The organism is Mycobacterium hainanense (genome assembly GCF_041890355.1).
Lineage (GTDB): Bacteria > Actinomycetota > Actinomycetes > Mycobacteriales > Mycobacteriaceae > Mycobacterium > Mycobacterium hainanense.
On the sequence record NZ_CP169059.1, the window covers coordinates 5,442,839 to 5,459,428 of the forward strand.

A 16,590-nucleotide genomic window follows, 5' to 3' on the forward strand; every position below is an offset into this window, starting at 1 on the left:
TCGAGGGGCGCGGTCAGCCCTGGCCACTGACCAGCCCGCTGACCGGCCGCCCGGTCCGCACGGCGTCGAGCACCGTGCGCATGGCGTCGGCGCTTTGCCGCCAGGAGAATTCGCCGCTTCGGGTGTGGGCCTTGGCGCCGAGCTGGTCGCGCAGCACCGGGTCGGAAAGCAAGTCCTCGAGGCGGTCCACCAGCTCGGCATGGGTGTCCACCAGGATCCCCGTCACCTCGTCGACGATCGAGTCCGACAGGCCCCCCGAGGATCGGTAGCCGATGGTCGGCACCCCGTGCTGGGCCGCCTCGACGACCGCCAGGCCCCAACCCTCCTTGCGTGAGGGCAACAGTTGCACCCAAGCGCTTTGCAGCACATGGTGTTTGGTCACGTCGTCGACGTGGCCGTGGAAGGTTACCGCGCCGGAGATGCCCAGTCGGCCGACGTGGTCGACGAGCCGCTGGCGCCACCAGCCGTCGCCGACGATGTCGAGGTGCAGGCCCGGCATCCGCGGCCGCAGCTGCGCGACGGCCTCGAGGGCGTCCTCGATCTGCTTGTGCGGCACCAGCCGCGACAGCACCACCACCCGTGGCGCGGCGGCGCGCGGGCCGGACAGCGTTCGGGCCGGGGCCTCGTCGAGGCCGTTGCGCACCACCGCGATGTGCGCGTTGTCGACCCCGAGCGTCACCAGGTCGCGCGCCGACGGCAGCGACACCGTCACGTACTGGTTGCGCCGGTTGAGCCGGGGCGACAGCCTCGATTCGATGAACCAGCCGAGCCGGCCGAGCACCGGGCCGGCCACCGGCCACTGTTCGCGGTGGCAGTGGTGCACCAGCACCAGCACCCGCCGGCCATACACCAGTCGGGCGAGGAACGGCAGGCCGTTCTGGGTGTCGACGACCACATCGGGCCGCACACGGCGCAGCGGCCCGAGTCCCAGCCGGGCCGCCGCCATCGCGAGCAGGGCCCAGACGTAGACCGAGTAGCGGCCGCCGGCGCGGTCGATGCGCACACCGTCGACCACCTCCCGGCGCGGCGCGCCAGGGTAACGGGCGGTGCGGAGCGTGACGGCGATGCCGGACGCGGCCAGCTGCGCGCCGATGCGCTGCAAGTAGGCCTCGCTGCCGCCGCCCTGCGGGTGCCCGGTATCGCGCCAGCACAGCAGGAGCACGGAGCGCAGACCAGACATCACGGGTCAGCCTAGCCCGGTGACGATGCACGCCGCCCCGCGGCGAGGGGGCGAGGGGGCGAGGCGGGCGGTCGAACTCAGCCCGGCGACGATGCACGCCGCCCCGCGGCGTGAGGTGGGGGTACCCCCAGCCGCGCTGGCGGCGAGGGGGCGAGTCGGGCGGTCCAACTCAGCCCGGCGGCGATGCACGCCGGCGCTGCGTAGGGTTGGCCGGTGGCCGTGACCCCGGATCCCACCCGCGTTTTCGGGCGGCGGGCGACCCTGGGCCGCGCGATCCGGCTGCTGTCCGAGTTCCGCTTCGAACAATCGGACCCCGCCCGGTTCTACGGCGCGCTGGCGACGGACACCGCAGCGATGGTGAGTGATCTTTGGCTGGCCACGCACGGCGAGTCCCCGGCCGGCCGCACCCTGCTCGACGTCGGCGGCGGCCCCGGTTACTTCTCGGCCGCGTTCGCCGACACCGGGATCCGCTACCTGGGCGTCGAACCCGACCCGAGCGAGATGCACGCGGCCGCGCCAGCGCCCGCCCGCGGCGCCGCTAACTTCGTGCGCGCTTCCGGCATGGCCCTGCCGTTTGCCGACGACTCGGTGGACATCTGCCTGTCGTCCAACGTCGCCGAACACGTGCCGCACCCCTGGCGGCTCGGCGCCGAAATGCTGCGGGTGACCAAGCCCGGCGGCCTGGCCGTGCTTTCCTACACCGTCTGGCTTGGCCCGTTCGGGGGGCACGAGATGGGCCTGACCCACTACTTCGGCGGCGCGCGCGCCGCCAGGCGCTATGCCCGCAAACACGGGCGTCCGGCCAAAAACAACTACGGGTCGTCGTTGTTCGCGGTGTCTGCGGCCGACGGCCTGACGTGGGCCGCGGACACCGGGGCGGCGGTGGCCGCATTTCCCCGCTACCACCCGCGATGGGCGTGGTGGCTGACCTCGGTCCCCGTGCTGCGGGAGTTCCTGGTGAGCAATCTGGTGCTCGTCCTGCAACCCCAATAGTGAAACGTGTTCTCGTTTGGCGTCGGCTTGGGTAGGGTGGCGCCCATGCGCGCCGGCGACGATGCAGCGCGGAGGCAATGAGGAGGAGCGGCGCAGATGGCCGACAGCACGACGGAATACGACAAGCTTTTCATCGGCGGCAAGTGGACCGAGCCGTCGACCGACGAGGTGATCGAGGTGCGCTGCCCGGCCACCGGCGAGTACGTCGGAAAGGTGCCGCTGGCGGCGGCCGCCGACGTTGACGCCGCGGTCGCCGCGGCCCGCGCGGCGTTCGACAACGGCCCCTGGCCCACCACCCCGCCGAAGGAGCGCGCGGCCGTGATCGCCAACGCGCTCAAGGTGATGGAGGAGCGCAAGGACCTGTTCACCCAGCTGCTCGCGGCCGAGACCGGCCAGCCGCCGACCGGCGTCGAGACGATGCACTGGATGAGCTCGATCGGGGCGCTGAACTTCTTCGCCGGCCCCGCCGTCGACCAGGTCAAGTGGAAAGAGATCCGCACCGGCGGCTACGGGCAGAGCATCGTGCACCGAGAGCCCATCGGCGTGGTGGGCGCGATCGTCGCGTGGAACGTGCCCCTGTTCCTGGCCGTCAACAAGCTGGGCCCGGCGCTGCTGGCCGGCTGCACCGTGGTGCTGAAGCCGGCCGCCGAAACCCCGCTCAGCGCAAACGCTTTGGCGGAGGCCTTCACCGAGGCCGGACTGCCCGAGGGCGTGCTGTCGGTGGTGCCCGGCGGGATCGAAACCGGGCAGGCGCTGACCTCCAACCCGAACGTCGACCTGTTCTCCTTCACCGGCAGCTCGGCCGTCGGCAAGGAGATCGGCCGGCGCGCCGCAGAGATGCTCAAGCCGTGCACCCTGGAACTCGGCGGCAAGTCGGCGGCCATCGTCCTCGACGACGTCGATCTGCCCTCGGCCATCCCGATGCTGGTGTTCTCCGGGATCATGAACACCGGCCAGGCGTGTGTGGCCCAGACCCGCATCCTGGCGCCGCGCTCGCGGTACGACGAGATCGTGGACGCCGTAAGCACTTTCGTGCAGGCGCTGCCGGTGGGCCTGCCGACGGACCCGGCCGCCCAGATCGGTTCGCTGATCTCCGAGAAGCAGCGCGCCCGCGTCGAGGGCTACATCGCGAAGGGCATCAAGGAGGGCGCGCGGCTGGTCTGCGGCGGCGGCCGCCCCGAGGGCCTGGACGACGGCTTCTTCGTCCAGCCCACCGTCTTCGCCGACGTCGACAACAAGATGACGATCGCCCAGGAGGAAATCTTCGGGCCCGTGCTCAGCATCATCCCCTACGACACCGAGGAGGACGCGATCAAGATCGCCAACGACTCGGTGTACGGGCTGGCCGGCAGCGTGTGGACCACCGACATCGAGCGCGGCATCGCCGTCTCGGAGAAGATCCGCACCGGGACGTACGGGATCAACTGGTACGCGTTCGACCCCTGTTGCCCGTTCGGCGGCTACAAGAACTCCGGCATCGGCCGGGAGAACGGCCCGGAAGGCGTGGAGCACTTCACGCAGCAGAAGAGCGTGCTCATGCCGATGGGCCACACGATCGAGGGCTGACCCCCCGCTCGCCGGCCGCGCACTCCCGCTGACCAGCGGTGAGTGCGCGTTCGGCGTTGCGCGACCCCCCGCGCCGCGCCCTGGCGGCGGATTATGCAATAAAGCATAGAAACCCGGCTTGGGACGCGCCCGCCAGTCACGCGCCCGGGCATGCCACAACGGTGTTTCCCGTGCGTCCGGTTTTACATAGGGCATAAAAGTTGCTTACTGGACCGTTGTCTTATATGCTTCTTAGCATAATCATGGTCGGCGCTTAGGCCGGGAGAGAATCATGTGGATCATCGAGCTGAACATCGGCGGCTATCAATTCACCCGCGAGATGCCTGACCTGAAGCGCCGGAATTTCCGCTTCAGCCCGCGCAGCATGCATTGGCCGGTACTGCGGCATTCACACGCTGCCTGACATTGGCCACGGGAGGCACGCGAGTGGCGACCACGAGCGAAGCAGTGCAGGACCTGACCGCGACGAAGCGCGGCGGCACGCGTAAGAAGATGTTGGCCAGCGCCGCCGAGGTCATGCGTGAGCGGGGCGCGGCGGGAGTGACCATCGACGCGGTGCTCGCCCGCAGCGGCGCGCCGCGTGGCTCCGTCTACTACCACTTCCCCGACGGCCGCAATCAGATCCTGATCGAGGCGTTGCGCTACTCCGGAGACTCGATCACAGCGCTGATCGACGACGCCGCCGAGCAGGGCGCCCGCGTGCTGCTGGGCAAGTTCGTCGACTTCTGGGAGCGCCTGCTGACCGAGGGCGGCTTCACCGCCGGCTGCCCCGTGGTGGCCGCGGCGATCGGCTCGGACGCCGACGACGCCACGCTTTCCGCCGAGGCCGCCGCCATCCTGGGCCGCTGGTGCGCCGCGCTGACCCGCGCGTTCACCCGCGACGGCTTCGAGGAGCCGTGCGCCGCCTCACTGGCGGTGATGTCGATCGCCTCGCTGGAGGGCGCCATCGTGCTGTCCCGCTCGACCGGCAGCATCGATCCACTGCGCCAGGTCGGCGAACAGCTCGAATTCCTCATCAAGGCAAGGGAATTCGTGCTGCGCAACAATATCGCGGAGTGACCGCTCAGTCGCTGGCCGGCAGCGGCTTGACCTCTTTGAGCTGCAGCGCGGTTTGGCCGACGCTCAGGCTCCCGGCGCCCGGCTTGGTCACCAGCACCTCGGCGCCGGTTTCGTCGACATAGCGCTTGCCCATCACGGTGCCCTCGGCGAAGTCCGGGTTCAACTCGCCGGAGCGCTCGGCGCCGATCGGCACCATCGGCGCACCGCCGCAACGCAAGTCGTCGAGGCTGTCGGCACTCCTGACGACTATCACCTGCGTGTCACACACCTGGCTGGCCAGGCGGGTTCCGTTCTTGATCATGCACGTAGCCCTTCTAGCATCTCGATGATCTCCCGGCGAAGAACCTTGCCGGTGGGGGTCGTGGGCAGCTCGTCGCGAAACACCACCCGGTCCGGGGTTCGCGAGCCGCGCAAGCTCTTTCGCACGTGCTCGCGCAAATCCTCGGGATCCGGATCGGCACCAGGGCGGGGCACCACCACCGCGACGATAGCCTGCCCCCACTGCGGATCCTCCACGCCGACGACGGCGACGTCCCGGACGTGCGGGTGCTCGACCAGCACCTCTTCCAGCTCGGCGGGCGCGATGTTCTCGCCGCCGCGGATGATGGTGTCGTCGCTGCGGCCGCCGATGTACAGGTAGCCGTCCTCGTCCACCATGGCGATGTCTTTGGTTGGGAACCAGCCGTTTTCGTCGAGCACCGAGCCGATTCCGGTGTAGCGTCCGGAAACCTGCTCGCCGCGCACGAACAGCTCGCCGGTTTCACCGGGTCCCAGCACGTTGCCGTCCTCGTCGCGAATCTCGATCTCGACGCCGGGGACCGGCTGCCCGACCGACGCCAGCCGCCTGGCCACCCGGGGCGTCTCCGCGGCCTGCGCCGCCCGGTGGTCGTCGGGGGTCAGCACCGCGATCGTTGAGCTCGTCTCGGTCAAGCCGTAGGCGTTGACGAAGCCCACATCGGGCAACAGTTCGAGGGCTCGACGGACCAGCGGCAACCCCACCTTGGAACCGCCGTACGCCAGGTTGCGCAGCGACGGCAGCTCGTGTCCGTCGGTCTCCAGCGCGGCGACGATGCGGTCCAGCATGGTGGGCACCACGGTCGCGGTGGTCACGTTCTCCGCGTTGATCAGCCGAACCCATTCCTGCGCATCAAAATTCGGGAGGTAGACCATCTTGCGGCCTGCGTACAGGTTGGACAGGGCGGCGCCCACCCCGGCGATGTGATAGGGCGGCACACAGATCAACGCGGCGTCGCTCTCGGCGGCCGACTCGAACTCGACCGTGCCGGTCACGTAGCTGGTCAGGTTGTTGTGCGACAGCTCGACGGCCTTGGGTTGCGAGGTGGTGCCCGAGGTAAAGAGCACGATCGCGACCGAATCCGGGTCGGCGAACTCCGCCGCCGGCTCGCTTTCCCGCGCGGCCGCCAGGAAGTCGTCGCTGGTCATCAGCCAGCCGGAAGCCTCGCCGACCATGTCCCGGTAGCGGTCGTCGACGATCACCAAGGGTTCAGGCAGCCGCTCGATCAGCGCCTGAATGCCGTCGGCGGACAACCGGTAGTTGATCGGGGTGAAGGGCAGCGCGGCCCGCGCGGCGGCGAAGATGAGGACCGGCAGCATGGCGCCGCCGGTGCCCACGTACGCGACGTGCTTGGCGCCCGATCCCGCGATCACGCCGGCGCCGCCGTCGGCCAGATCGCTGAGCTGCTGCGTCGTCAGCCGCACGTCCCCGGAGACCACCGCCGTGCGGTCGGGGTTGCTCGACGCGGCCATCTCGAGCAGCAGCGAAATGCTCATCCTCGGTCTTTCCGGTTCCCCGACGGTTTACAGAACTGAGCCACAGTGTAACTCGGCCGTTTAGGTGCCCGTCCAGCGCGGTGGGCGCTTCTCGGCGAAGGCGATCGCGCCCTCCTTGGCGTCGTTCGACGCGAACACCGGCGCCAGCAGCTTGTTCTGCTCGGCGAACATGTCCTGGGGGCTCCAGCCGCGGGACTCGACGATGATCCGCTTGGTGGCGGCCACCGCCAGCGGCCCGTTGGCGGCGATCTTCTCGGCCAGCGCGATCGCCTCGTCGAGCGCCTTGCCCGGCTCGGCCAACGCGTTGACCAGTCCGAGGGCGTGGGCGCGCTCGGCCGGCAGGTTGTCCCCGGTCAGCGCGAGTTCCATGGCGATGGCCGACGGGATCCGCTGCGGCAGCCGCAGCAGGCCGCCGCCGCCGGCGACCAGCCCGCGCTTGACCTCAGGGATGCCGAAAGCCGAGTCCTTGGAGGCGACGATCAGGTCGGTGGCCAAGGCCAGCTCGGTGCCGCCGGCCAGGGCGTAGCCCTCGACGGCCGCGATCAACGGTTTGGCCGGCGGGCGCTCGGTGAAGCCCATGCCGCGGCCCTCGACGATGGGGAGCTCGCCGCGCGCGAAGGCCTTGAGGTCCATGCCCGCGCAGAACGATCCACCGGCGCCGGTCAGGATGCCCACCGACAGACCGGTGTCGCCGTCCAGCCGGTCGACGGCCTCGGCCAGGCCGTTGGCCACCGCGGCGTTGACCGCGTTCTTGGCCTTGGGCCGGTTGATCGTGATGATCAGGATCCGGTCCCGTTGTTCGACCAGGACTTCGGGTTCGCTGGCTTCGTCGCTCACGGCCGCACAGCTCCTTCGGGTAGGGGTGGCTGCTTATCCGAGAAGATGGTAACTGCCGACGGAAACGGCATTGGCAGCAGTCGAGAGTCCCGTTTCCGGCAGGGCCCTCAGGCTGGCGCCATCGCGGCCTCGATGACCGTCAGCTCTTCGGAAAGCCCTGCGGCCCTGCGTATTTCGATGAAGTCAGCGACCATGGCCTCCGTCACCTCATGCGGGTCCTTGAGCGTGGCACCGTCGGAAAGCACCGAGATGTTGAGCTGGTCCACGTAGCTCCACACGGTGATGTTGAGGCCGCTGCCGGCGGTCAACGGGCCCACCGAGTAGATCTCGGTGACCAGCGCGCCGCCCACCCGGCCGCGCTCACGCGGACCGGGCACGTTGGAGATGTTCAGGTTGAGGATCTTGTTGTGCCCGTCGCGGCCGGCCGCCCACCGGAAGAAGGCCTGGGTGGGCGCCGGCGGCATGTAGGCCGCCCAGCGGCTGACCAGCTCCGGCCCCATCAGCTGGTTGCTCTCCTTGGCGGCGATCGCGTTCTCGTGACTGCACTGCACCCGCTCCAGCGGATCGTCGGAATTGGTCGGCAGGCCCACCAGCACACCGGTGAAGCGATTGCCCGAGATCCGCTCCGGCGAGAAGTCGAAGCTCATCGGCACCGACGCCAGCAGCGGAACGGCCTCGCCGTCGTAGCGCAGCTGCAGGGTGCGCAGCGCGCCGGTCGCCATGGCGAGCACCATGTCGTTGATCGTCGCGCCCAGCCGCTTCCCGGTCTCCTTGACGTCGGCCAGCGCCAGGGTGGCGGTGGCGAACCGGCGCTCCGGGGTGATCTTGTGGTTCATGAAGGTCGGCGGCGGTTCGAACGGCCGGCTCAACTCCGGGGACAGCTTGCGCGAGCTGCGGCGCACCCGGCCCAGACCCTGCGCGGTGTAGCGGATCGTCGCCGGGATCCGCCCGACGTGACGCAGGTGGTCGGCGAACGCCGAGCCCATCAACTGCCCGGTGCTGGGCGGCGGGTCGGACACATACGGGCCGCCCTCGGGCGCGGGCTGGATGTCCATGCCGCGGGCCAGCAGGTTGGCCGAGGCGACGCCGTCGGCCAGCGCGTGATGGATCTTGCCGACCACCGCGATGCGGTTGTTCGCCAGGCCTTCGACGAAGTACATCTCCCACAGCGGGCGGCTGCGGTCCAATGGCGTGCTGGCGATGCGCCCGATGGCCTCGTCCAGTTCGCGCCGGCCGCCCGGCGCGGGCAGCCGCCACGGGCGGATGTGGTAGTTCAGGTCCACGTCGCAGTGCTCCCGCCACATCGGGTGGTGGAGCTTGAACGGGATCTCGACGAGCTGATAGCAGAACGGCTCCAGCTTGCCCAGGCGGCCGCGGATGACTTCCCGGAAGGCGTCGATACCGAAGTCAAGGCGATCGGAATCGAGTTCGATCACAGCGGCTTTGATGGTGTGCATGTGCACGTTCGGCGTCTCGCTATAAAGCAAGACCGCGTCCCACCCGCTCAGCCGTTTCACCGCTGCCCCTTACCCATAAAGGGACCATACTCAGCGGGGGCGGTTCAGATAACCTCTTTGGCCGCGTTTGTCTTGGTGCGGTAAACCTGGTTGAGGAACAGCGAAGTCGCGTACGCCGCGGCACCCGCCCGTTCCCCGTCGATGAGGTCGTAGCCGTGGCCCGCGCCGGGCAGCTCCAGGTAGCCCACCATCGAATGCGATACCGCCCGCATCCGGTCCACGAAGCTGCGCGCCTGCTCGACGGGAATGACGGTGTCCTTGCTGCCGTGAATCACCAAGAACGGCGGCGCATTTCGATGCACGCGCGCTATCGGCGACGCGTCGCGGAAGACCTGGGGGTGGCGGTCCACCCTGCGCTGGACCACTACCCGCTCCAGGAAGTCGACGAACCGGTCCCGCTCGCGGGTCGACCGGTCTTCCCAGTCGTAGCGGCCGTAGATGCCGACGACGGCGTCCACCGAGGTGTCGGCCCCTTCGGGCAGCTTCGCGTGGTATTGCGGGTCGTCGGGGGTGAGCCCGGCCAACGCGGACAGGTGGCCGCCGGCGGAACACCCCGCCACCGCGACGAAATCGCGGTCGCCGCCGAACTTGTCGACGTTGGCGCGCGCCCACGCGATGGCCGTCTTGACGTCGATGATGTGCCGCGGCCAGCGGTGGTGCGGGGCGACGCGGTAATCGATCGCCAGGCACACCCACCCCTGCTCGGCCAACCGGGACATCAGGGCCGAGCCCTGACCCATCGCCTTGCCGTGCACCCAGGCGCCGCCCGGGACGAAGATGAGCACCGGCGCGGGCTGCGCGGGCAGGTCCTTGCGGCGCCAGACATCGAGCACCTGCGCGGGGTGGTCGCCGTAGTGGACCGCGCGGCGGTAAAGGTAGCGGCGCTGACGCATCGCGTCCCAGATCGGCGGCGTGCGCACCGCCGCGGGCCATTCCCGCTCCAGGTCGGCGGCCGAGACGATGCCCCGCAGGGCCGCGACGGACAGATCCTGAACGCTGGCGTCGTCAGGGCGCAGCGATTCGGCGGCTTCCTTCGCCTGACGCGGCTTGGTCAATCCCGACAGGAAATCGGGGGCGTGCCGGGCGCCCCAGATGCCCATCGCGGTGAGGCCGCCCAGGGGCTCGAGGTGCTTGCCGACGACTGGAAGCGAAGCTCCCGCGACGCTCAAGGCCAGGGCGTAGTCGCCGGGACGCGCCCGCAGCAACCATTTCGCGCACGATGTCATACTCGGCCTCCTTGCCGTCGTGTCAGGGCAGCGTACCCCCGGCGCCGGGTCCGAAACTGACGTTTGCGTCGACCCACCGCGCGCCGCCGACGAGACGCCCGGGCCGTGGTTGCCATGTGCCGATCCGACATGGTGGGAGCGGCGTCGGCGTTTGCCACTCGCGGGCGCGACGGCCGGCCGCGACACGCTCACATGGCCGCCAGGCACGCGATCACGCGACCGCCGATCAAACGGAAACCGCTCAGCGTCAGGCCGGCCTGCGCGGCGAGCGCTGCGGCACTGTCCACGCCGACCGACGCCCACCGAAACCAGGGGCCGACCTCGCACGCGGACTCCAGCCGCACCCAGCGCGCACGGATGCCGATGTTCTCGGCGTCGAACTCGGCGACACACCGCCCGCCTCGCGTCAGCAACTCGGCCGCCCGGCCCAGGATGCGGCACGGGTCCCCGCCGAGGCCGACGTTGCCGTCGACCAGCAATACCGTCTGCCAAAGACCCATGCCGGGCAGCGGGTCGAACACGTCACCCAGCAGGGCCGGCGCGCCGCCGCGGCCCGCCAGCCGGATCGCCGTCACGGAGCGGTCGATGCCCAGGGCCGGTATGCCCCGCTGAATCAGCCGGGCCACCAATCGGCCCGGCCCGCAACCCAATTCGATTGTCGGCCCGGTGCACATCTGGGTGACGGCTTCGTCGAAGGCTTCGTCGAAGGCGTCCTCAGATCCATCACCGGGACATACATCGTCGGGACATCGCACCCCCAACCATCGGTGCGCCGGGAGCGGCCGCAGCTCCCCGTCGTCGTGGCGAATCCAACATCGCTCGCCGTCGAGTGCCTGATCGTAGAGATGACCCAGCATTCACGTCCCTCGCGTCCTGCCCGACCGGGCGACCCTTGCTCGGTCCCGGTGAGGGACGTTGCGACGACGCACCAGCAACAGCCTGCACGCTGACGCATGCCGCGCTCGCCAGCATTCCACCGATACCCCGATCTTCGTTCGGCTAATCCACCGCCTTTGGGGTACGCGGCGGGGAGCGGAATGGTTCAGCAATCAAGCGTGAACTTTGCCGGGGACTGACAGGTGCACCGTCCCGTCGTCGGCGTGGACGGGATAGGCGGTGACCGGTTCCCCGCCGTTCGCGACCTCGCACCCGGACGCGAGCTCGTAGGTGAAGCCGTGCAACGGGCAGATGACCACCCGCGTGTCGATGAGCCCGTCGGCCAGCGGGCCGCCGCGGTGCGGGCACACGGCGTCCAGCGCGCGCAGCGAGCCGTCACGTAGCCGGAATACCGCGATCTGCCGTCCGTCGACGACGAACGTGCGGCCCTCCCCGAGGGGTATCTGGTCCACCGGGCCTAGGCTGACCTCGCTCATCGCACCGGCACCTGCGGGAGTGGAATGAGCGGCAGCGATGACCGGAACTGGTTGACCGTGGCGGGATTTCGGCCGTCGGCCCACGGGTCGCGGTAGGAGTCGACCGACTTCTGCATGTGTGCGTCCAGCTCGCCGGCGATGCCGTCGCTGTCGTCGACGACGATGCCCCGGATCCGGTCGATGCCCACCCGGGGCACGAAGTCATAGGTGCGCTCGAGCCAGTTGGCGTTCTCGCGGTAGTACTGCAGGAAGCGCCCGGTCAGCGTGATCACCTCGTCATGGGTGTCCACGGTGGCGAGCAGATCGCCTTTGCGGACGTGTGAGCCGGCCGCTCCGCCCACGTAGATCTGCCATTGCCCGCCCTCGATCGCGACGACACCGACGTCCTTGCACAGCGCTTCGGCGCAGTTACGCGGGCAGCCGGTCACGGCCAACTTCATCTTGCCGGGGCTGGGTATCCCTTGGAAGCGCTCCTCGATCGCGATGCCCAGCGCCGTGGAATCGCCGACACCGTATCGGCAGAAATCGCTTCCCACACAGGTTTTCACGGTGCGGAAGCTCTTGCCGTAGGCATACCCGGACGGCATCCCGAGATCCGACCAGACCGACGGCAAGTCCTCCTTGCGCACGCCGAGCAGATCGATGCGCTGGCCGCCGGTGAGCTTGATCATCGGGATCCGGTACTTGTCCGCGACGTCCGCGATCTTGCGCAGCTGCTCGGAGCTCGTCACCCCGCCCTTCAGCTGCGGCACCACGGAGAAGGTGCCGTCGCGCTGAATGTTGGCGTGTACCCGGTCGTTGATGAAGCGGCCGTCGCGCTCGTCGACGTATTCGTCGCCCCACATCATGTGCAGCAGTGAAGCCAGCGCCATCTTGGATCCGGCGTCCTCGCGACCTTCCGGTGCCAGCGCGGCGAAGACCGACGAGACCGAGTGCAATCCGAGCTCACGGATCTTGCGCATCAACTCCGGTTTCTCATAAGGCACGCCGGGCACGTACCAATTCGCTTCGGCGTCTTCGGAAACCGCACCATCGGCGGCCCACTCGACGATCTGGGCGACCAGGCCCTTGCACGAGCCACAGCCTTTGCCTGCCCGGGTTGCCGACATCACGCCCTCGACCGACGTCTGGCCGCCCTTGACGCAGCCGACAATGGTGGCTTTGTTCACGCCGTTGCAGTTGCACACCTGCGCGTCGTCGGACAATTCTGCGGCCCCGGTGGCCTCGTCCGGCGCGCCGCCGATGTCGAACATCAGCGAGACGCGCTCGGGTGGCAGCGGCAGCCCACGGTCGAAGGCCTGCATCAGGAAGGCCACCTTGCTGACGTCGCCGACCAGCGTGGCCCCCACCAGCTTGTCGTCGCGCACCACCACGGTCTTGTAGACGCCACGCCGGGGCTCGGAGTACTGCACGAACTCGTCGTCGTCGCGTTCGGGACTTTTGATCCCCATCGACGCCACATCCACACCGGCGACCTTCAGCTTGGTGGCGGTGCGCGAACCATGGTATGCCGCACGGGGATTGACGCCGGTTAGATGCTCGGCAAGCACGGTGGCCTGCTCCCATAGGGGCGCAACCAGGCCGTAAACCTGGCCGCGGTGTTGTGCGCACTCGCCCACCACGTAGATGTCGTCGTCGTCGACCGATCGCATGTGGTCGTCGACGACGATCGCGCGTTCCACCGTCAGGCCGGCACGCGCGGCCAGTCCGACGTTGGGCCGGATGCCCGCCGCCATCACTAGCATGTCGCAGGGCAGCCGGCCGCCGTCGGCGAACTCGATCGCCGTCGGCAGCCCGCCGTCGGTGAGCAGTCGGGTGGTTCGTTTGCCGGTGTGCACCTCGATGCCCACCGCCTCGACGAGGCGCCGCAGTATCCCGCTGCCCTGGTCGTCGAGTTGGGCGTTCATCAAGGCGGGGCCGCCCTGCACGACGCCGACTTGAAGGCCGCGGTTCTGCAACCCCCGCGCGGCCTCCAGACCCAGCAGTCCTCCGCCGATGACGGCGGCCTTGCTGCGTCCTTCGGCGAAGTCGATCATCGCCCGGCAGTCGTCGAGGGTGCGGAACCCGAACACGCCGGGGGTAAGCGTCTTGTCGTCCAGCCAGATGCCGTCCACCGGCGGGAAGAACGACCGGCTGCCGGTGGCCAGGATCAGCTTGTCGTAGCGCACGGTGGTGCCGTCGTCGGCGTGCACCAGATGCGCGAAGGGGTCGATGCGCACCACTCGCACCCCCGCCCGCACGTCAATGTCGTTGTCGGCGTACCAGTCCAACGGGTTGAGGTAAATCTCGTCGACGTCGTCGGAACCGGCCAGCACGTTCGACAGGAGGATCCGGTTGTAGTTGCCGTAGGGCTCGTCGCCGAACACGGTGATGGCGAATCGCTCGCCCCCGCCGCGGGCCAGGATCTCCTCGAGGGCGCGGGCGCCCGCCATGCCGTTGCCGATCACCACCAGGGCTGCCTGACGGATCGAATTGTGGCCGTTTGTCTCGGGTTTGGCCATGAGTGTCATGCGGCTTCCTTCGGTGACTAGATCTCGACCAGGCCGATGTCGACGAACACCGTGCCGCTGAATCCGTCGGGCGCGGCGACGAAGACCTCGAGTACGGTGTCGGCGAGCAGGTCTTCAACGACCCGCAGCGGCACGTGCACGGCGTCTTTGGCGCCGATCGGGAAGTAGCGCATCGGAGCGCCGTCGCGCATCAACACGATCGTGATCAGCTCGTCCGTGCTGTTCCCGCCGCGGAAGTAGACCAGCTGGGCAGTCGCGCCCGCCGGCACCACGTACCGCAGCGAGGCGTCGAGCAGCGCCGGCGCGTCGTAGCCCTTGCCGTCGAATGTGAAGGCGCCCTGCAGGAATCGAGGCGTGCTGTCGTCACCCATACGTTTCAATCTCCCTCCGTTGCTGTGACTGGCTCGGCGTCGGTGGCGGCCGCGGACACTGCGACCGCACAAACCTTGAACGACGGCATCCGGGAGTGCGGGTCCAGTTCCGGATTCGTCAGCCGGTTGATGCACGCCGCACCGCCCCAGTGGAACGGCGCGAAGACGGTGTCCGGCCGGATGCCGCGGTCCATTCGGGCGATCATTACGACCTCGCCCCGGCGGGTGGTCAAACGGACCTTCTCCCCCTCGGCCACTCCCACCCGTTGCGCCAGCGTGGGATGCAGCTGGGCCACCGGTCCGTCGTCGCCGTCGGCAAGGGCGGCGACTCTGCGGGTTTGGGTGCCGGATTGGTATTGGCGCAACACGCGCCCGGTCGTGAGGTAGTACGGGTAGTCGTCATCAGGCAGTTCCGCCGCACCCTGTTGTTCGGTCACATGAAAGTGCGCGCGCCGGTCGGGCGTCGGGAAGTCCTCGGCGAACAGCCGAGGGGTGTCGGGGTACATCGCGGACGGGCACGGCCAGAACACCCCGTGGCCGTCCGCGATTCGTTCGTAGCTGATCCCGCGGTAGTCGGCATTGCCGCCCTGGCTAGCTCGTGACAGCTCCTCGAATACCTCCCGAGGATCAGCCGAAAACCCTTGGACCCCCAGCCGCTTCGCCAGGTCGGCCATCACGTCGAGGTCGGAACGCACGTCGCCGGGCGCCGCGATCGCGGCACGACGCATTATGACGCGGCCCTCCAGATTGGTCATGGTGCCCGACTCCTCGGCCCATTGCGTGGTGGGCAGCACCACGTCGGCCAGTGCGGCGGTCTCGGACAAGAAGATGTCGGAGACCACCAAGAAGTCGAGCGCCTTGAGTTTCTCGGCCACGTGCAGCGCGTTCGGCGCCGACACCGCGATGTTGGATGCCAGGACCCACATCGCGCGGACGCCGCCGGAACTGCCTATTCCGCTGAGCATTTCGTACGCGGATTGGCCCGATGCGGGGAGGTCGGCGGGGTTGATTCCCCATACCCGTGCCACGTGGGCCCGCGCGACCGGGTCGTCGAGTCTGCGATATCCCGGAAGCTGGTCGCACTTCTGCCCGTGTTCGCGGCCGCCCTGCCCGTTGCCCTGGCCCGTGATGGTGGCGAACCCGCTGAACGGACGGCCTGGCAAGCCCAGCGCAAGAGCGAGATTGATGAAGGCTTGCGCCGTGTCGGTGCCGGAGCTGTGTTGCTCGGCGCCGCGGGCGGTCAAAATCATCGCGCGATCGGCCTTGGCGAGCATCCGCGCCGCGGCGACGATGTCGTTCTCGGGCACGCCGGTGATCCGTTCGACCCTGTCCGGCCAGTAGAGGCGCACGCCCCGGCGCACCGCCTCGAAGCCGGTGGTGCGTTGAGAAATGTATTCCTCGTCGATAAGGCCCTCGCGGGCAATGACATTGAGCATGCCGTTGGCCAGCGCCAGGTCGGTGCCGGGAACGGGCTGCAGGTGGAGGTCGGCCCGAGCCGCGGTCGCGGTGCGCCGCGGGTCCACGACGATGTGCTTGGCGCCGCGGTCACGGCCCTCGTCGAAGAACTGCATTGCCGGCGGCATAGTCTCGGCGGGGTTGCTGCCGACCAGCAGGATCACGTCCGCCTGCGCGATATCGGCCAGCGGGAACGGCAATCCGCGGTCGATGCCGAACGAGCGGTTGGTCGCCGCGGCCGCCGACGACATGCAGAACCGGCCGTTGTAGTCGATCGCCGAAGTGCGCAGCGCAACACGCGCGAACTTGCCTAACTGGTAGGCCTTTTCGTTGGTCAGTCCGCCGCCGCCGAAGCAGCCCACAGCACCCGGTCCGTGGTCGCGCTGCGCCCGCTGGAAGGCAGCGACGACCCGTTCCAGCGCCTCGTTCCAGCTGGCCCGTCGCAACGGAGAATCGCGGTCGCCGCGAATCAGTGGACTCATCAAGCGGTCCGGGTGATCCAGCAGGTCAGCCGCGGTCCATCCCTTTGCGCACAGCCCACCGCGATTGGTGGGAAAGTCACGCTGCGCAGCGAGCTCGACACGACCCCCCGATGTGTCGAGCGTGATCCCGCATTGCAACGAGCAATACGGGCAGTGCGTTTTCGTCGGCGCCGGCGCCATCGGCGATCACCGCTTAACTGAAGGGCCGGCGCGCATTCCGCCGGCCCCGC

General features: G+C 68.9%; 15 protein-coding genes. 4 read left to right on the forward strand and 11 right to left on the reverse strand.

The features are described from left to right. Positions 1-13 precede the first annotated feature (13 nt). Complete coding sequence (locus ACEL92_RS25650; protein WP_374023367.1) at positions 14-1,180, reverse strand: glycosyltransferase family 4 protein; 1,167 nt, start codon at positions 1,178-1,180, stop codon at positions 14-16. Positions 1,181-1,399: 219 nt separating this feature from the next. On the opposite strand from ACEL92_RS25650, the gene ACEL92_RS25655 reads away from it, so the two are divergent. The 4 genes from ACEL92_RS25655 (at position 1,400) to ACEL92_RS25670 (ending at position 4,798) form a co-directional block, all read left to right on the forward strand. Beyond that, positions 1,400-2,173: a methyltransferase domain-containing protein gene (locus tag ACEL92_RS25655; protein ID WP_374026386.1), complete on the forward strand. Its 774-nt coding sequence runs from the start codon at positions 1,400-1,402 to the stop codon at positions 2,171-2,173. Between the two features lie 96 nt (positions 2,174-2,269). Continuing rightward, positions 2,270-3,739, forward strand: a complete 1,470-nt coding sequence (locus tag ACEL92_RS25660) for an aldehyde dehydrogenase (protein WP_374023368.1) — start codon at positions 2,270-2,272, stop codon at positions 3,737-3,739. Between the two features lie 271 nt (positions 3,740-4,010). Next, positions 4,011-4,142 (forward strand): hypothetical protein, encoded by a 132-nt coding sequence (locus ACEL92_RS25665; protein WP_255360740.1) that lies wholly within the window; start codon positions 4,011-4,013, stop codon positions 4,140-4,142. An 89-nt stretch (positions 4,143-4,231) separates the two neighbouring features. After that, entirely contained in the window at positions 4,232-4,798 is a 567-nt protein-coding gene (locus tag ACEL92_RS25670; RefSeq protein WP_374026387.1) for a TetR/AcrR family transcriptional regulator, read from the forward strand. Between the two features lie 4 nt (positions 4,799-4,802). Here the strand turns inward: ACEL92_RS25670 and ACEL92_RS25675 are convergent, their stop codons facing one another. The 10 genes from ACEL92_RS25675 to ACEL92_RS25720 form a co-directional block, all read right to left on the reverse strand. Continuing rightward, positions 4,803-5,099, reverse strand: coding sequence for a hypothetical protein (locus tag ACEL92_RS25675; RefSeq protein ID WP_374023369.1), 297 nt, complete (start codon positions 5,097-5,099; stop codon positions 4,803-4,805). Continuing rightward, positions 5,096-6,589, reverse strand: coding sequence for a class I adenylate-forming enzyme family protein (locus ACEL92_RS25680; protein ID WP_374023370.1), 1,494 nt, complete (start codon positions 6,587-6,589; stop codon positions 5,096-5,098). The genes ACEL92_RS25675 and ACEL92_RS25680 overlap by 4 nt, the downstream gene beginning before the upstream one ends. A gap of 60 nt (positions 6,590-6,649) precedes the next feature. After that, positions 6,650-7,426, reverse strand: a complete 777-nt coding sequence (locus ACEL92_RS25685; protein ID WP_374023371.1) for a crotonase/enoyl-CoA hydratase family protein — start codon at positions 7,424-7,426, stop codon at positions 6,650-6,652. A 107-nt stretch (positions 7,427-7,533) separates the two neighbouring features. Further along, entirely contained in the window at positions 7,534-8,943 is a 1,410-nt protein-coding gene (locus ACEL92_RS25690; protein WP_374023372.1) for a wax ester/triacylglycerol synthase family O-acyltransferase, read from the reverse strand. A 44-nt stretch (positions 8,944-8,987) separates the two neighbouring features. Beyond that, positions 8,988-10,169 carry an alpha/beta hydrolase fold domain-containing protein gene (locus ACEL92_RS25695; RefSeq protein WP_374023373.1) on the reverse strand — a complete coding sequence of 394 codons (1,182 nt, stop codon included), beginning with the start codon at positions 10,167-10,169 and terminating at the stop codon, positions 8,988-8,990. Between the two features lie 188 nt (positions 10,170-10,357). Beyond that, positions 10,358-11,026, reverse strand: a complete 669-nt coding sequence (locus ACEL92_RS25700) for an SAM-dependent methyltransferase (RefSeq protein WP_374023374.1) — start codon at positions 11,024-11,026, stop codon at positions 10,358-10,360. 192 nt (positions 11,027-11,218) lie between these two features. Next, a complete protein-coding gene (locus ACEL92_RS25705; RefSeq protein ID WP_374023375.1) occupies positions 11,219-11,542 on the reverse strand; it encodes a Rieske (2Fe-2S) protein in 324 nt (107 codons plus the stop codon). Further along, positions 11,539-14,052, reverse strand: a complete 2,514-nt coding sequence (gene nirB / locus ACEL92_RS25710) for a nitrite reductase large subunit NirB (protein WP_374023376.1) — start codon at positions 14,050-14,052, stop codon at positions 11,539-11,541. The genes ACEL92_RS25705 and nirB overlap by 4 nt, the downstream gene beginning before the upstream one ends. A 17-nt stretch (positions 14,053-14,069) precedes the next feature. Continuing rightward, on the reverse strand, positions 14,070-14,423 hold the full coding sequence (locus ACEL92_RS25715) for a molybdopterin oxidoreductase (protein ID WP_374023377.1): 354 nt from the start codon (positions 14,421-14,423) through the stop codon (positions 14,070-14,072). 5 nt (positions 14,424-14,428) lie between these two features. Further along, on the reverse strand, positions 14,429-16,540 hold the full coding sequence (locus tag ACEL92_RS25720) for a molybdopterin oxidoreductase family protein (protein ID WP_374023378.1): 2,112 nt from the start codon (positions 16,538-16,540) through the stop codon (positions 14,429-14,431). Positions 16,541-16,590: the final 50 nt, after the last annotated feature.

Bases quoted from the DNA above. Each gene is read 5' to 3' on its own strand.
- ACEL92_RS25650 (WP_374023367.1), bottom strand. From the start codon at position 1,180: ATGTCTGGTCTGCGCTCCGTGCTCCTGCTGTGCTGGCGCGATACCGGG.
- ACEL92_RS25660 (WP_374023368.1), top strand. From the start codon at position 2,270: ATGGCCGACAGCACGACGGAATACGACAAGCTTTTCATCGGCGGCAAG.
- ACEL92_RS25665 (WP_255360740.1), top strand. From the start codon at position 4,011: ATGTGGATCATCGAGCTGAACATCGGCGGCTATCAATTCACCCGCGAG.
- ACEL92_RS25670 (WP_374026387.1), top strand. From the start codon at position 4,232: ATGTTGGCCAGCGCCGCCGAGGTCATGCGTGAGCGGGGCGCGGCGGGA.
- ACEL92_RS25675 (WP_374023369.1), bottom strand. From the start codon at position 5,099: ATGATCAAGAACGGAACCCGCCTGGCCAGCCAGGTGTGTGACACGCAG.
- ACEL92_RS25680 (WP_374023370.1), bottom strand. From the start codon at position 6,589: ATGAGCATTTCGCTGCTGCTCGAGATGGCCGCGTCGAGCAACCCCGAC.
- ACEL92_RS25695 (WP_374023373.1), bottom strand. From the start codon at position 10,169: ATGACATCGTGCGCGAAATGGTTGCTGCGGGCGCGTCCCGGCGACTAC.
- ACEL92_RS25700 (WP_374023374.1), bottom strand. From the start codon at position 11,026: ATGCTGGGTCATCTCTACGATCAGGCACTCGACGGCGAGCGATGTTGG.
- ACEL92_RS25705 (WP_374023375.1), bottom strand. From the start codon at position 11,542: ATGAGCGAGGTCAGCCTAGGCCCGGTGGACCAGATACCCCTCGGGGAG.
- nirB (WP_374023376.1), bottom strand. From the start codon at position 14,052: ATGACACTCATGGCCAAACCCGAGACAAACGGCCACAATTCGATCCGT.
- ACEL92_RS25715 (WP_374023377.1), bottom strand. From the start codon at position 14,423: ATGGGTGACGACAGCACGCCTCGATTCCTGCAGGGCGCCTTCACATTC.
- ACEL92_RS25720 (WP_374023378.1), bottom strand. From the start codon at position 16,540: ATGGCGCCGGCGCCGACGAAAACGCACTGCCCGTATTGCTCGTTGCAA.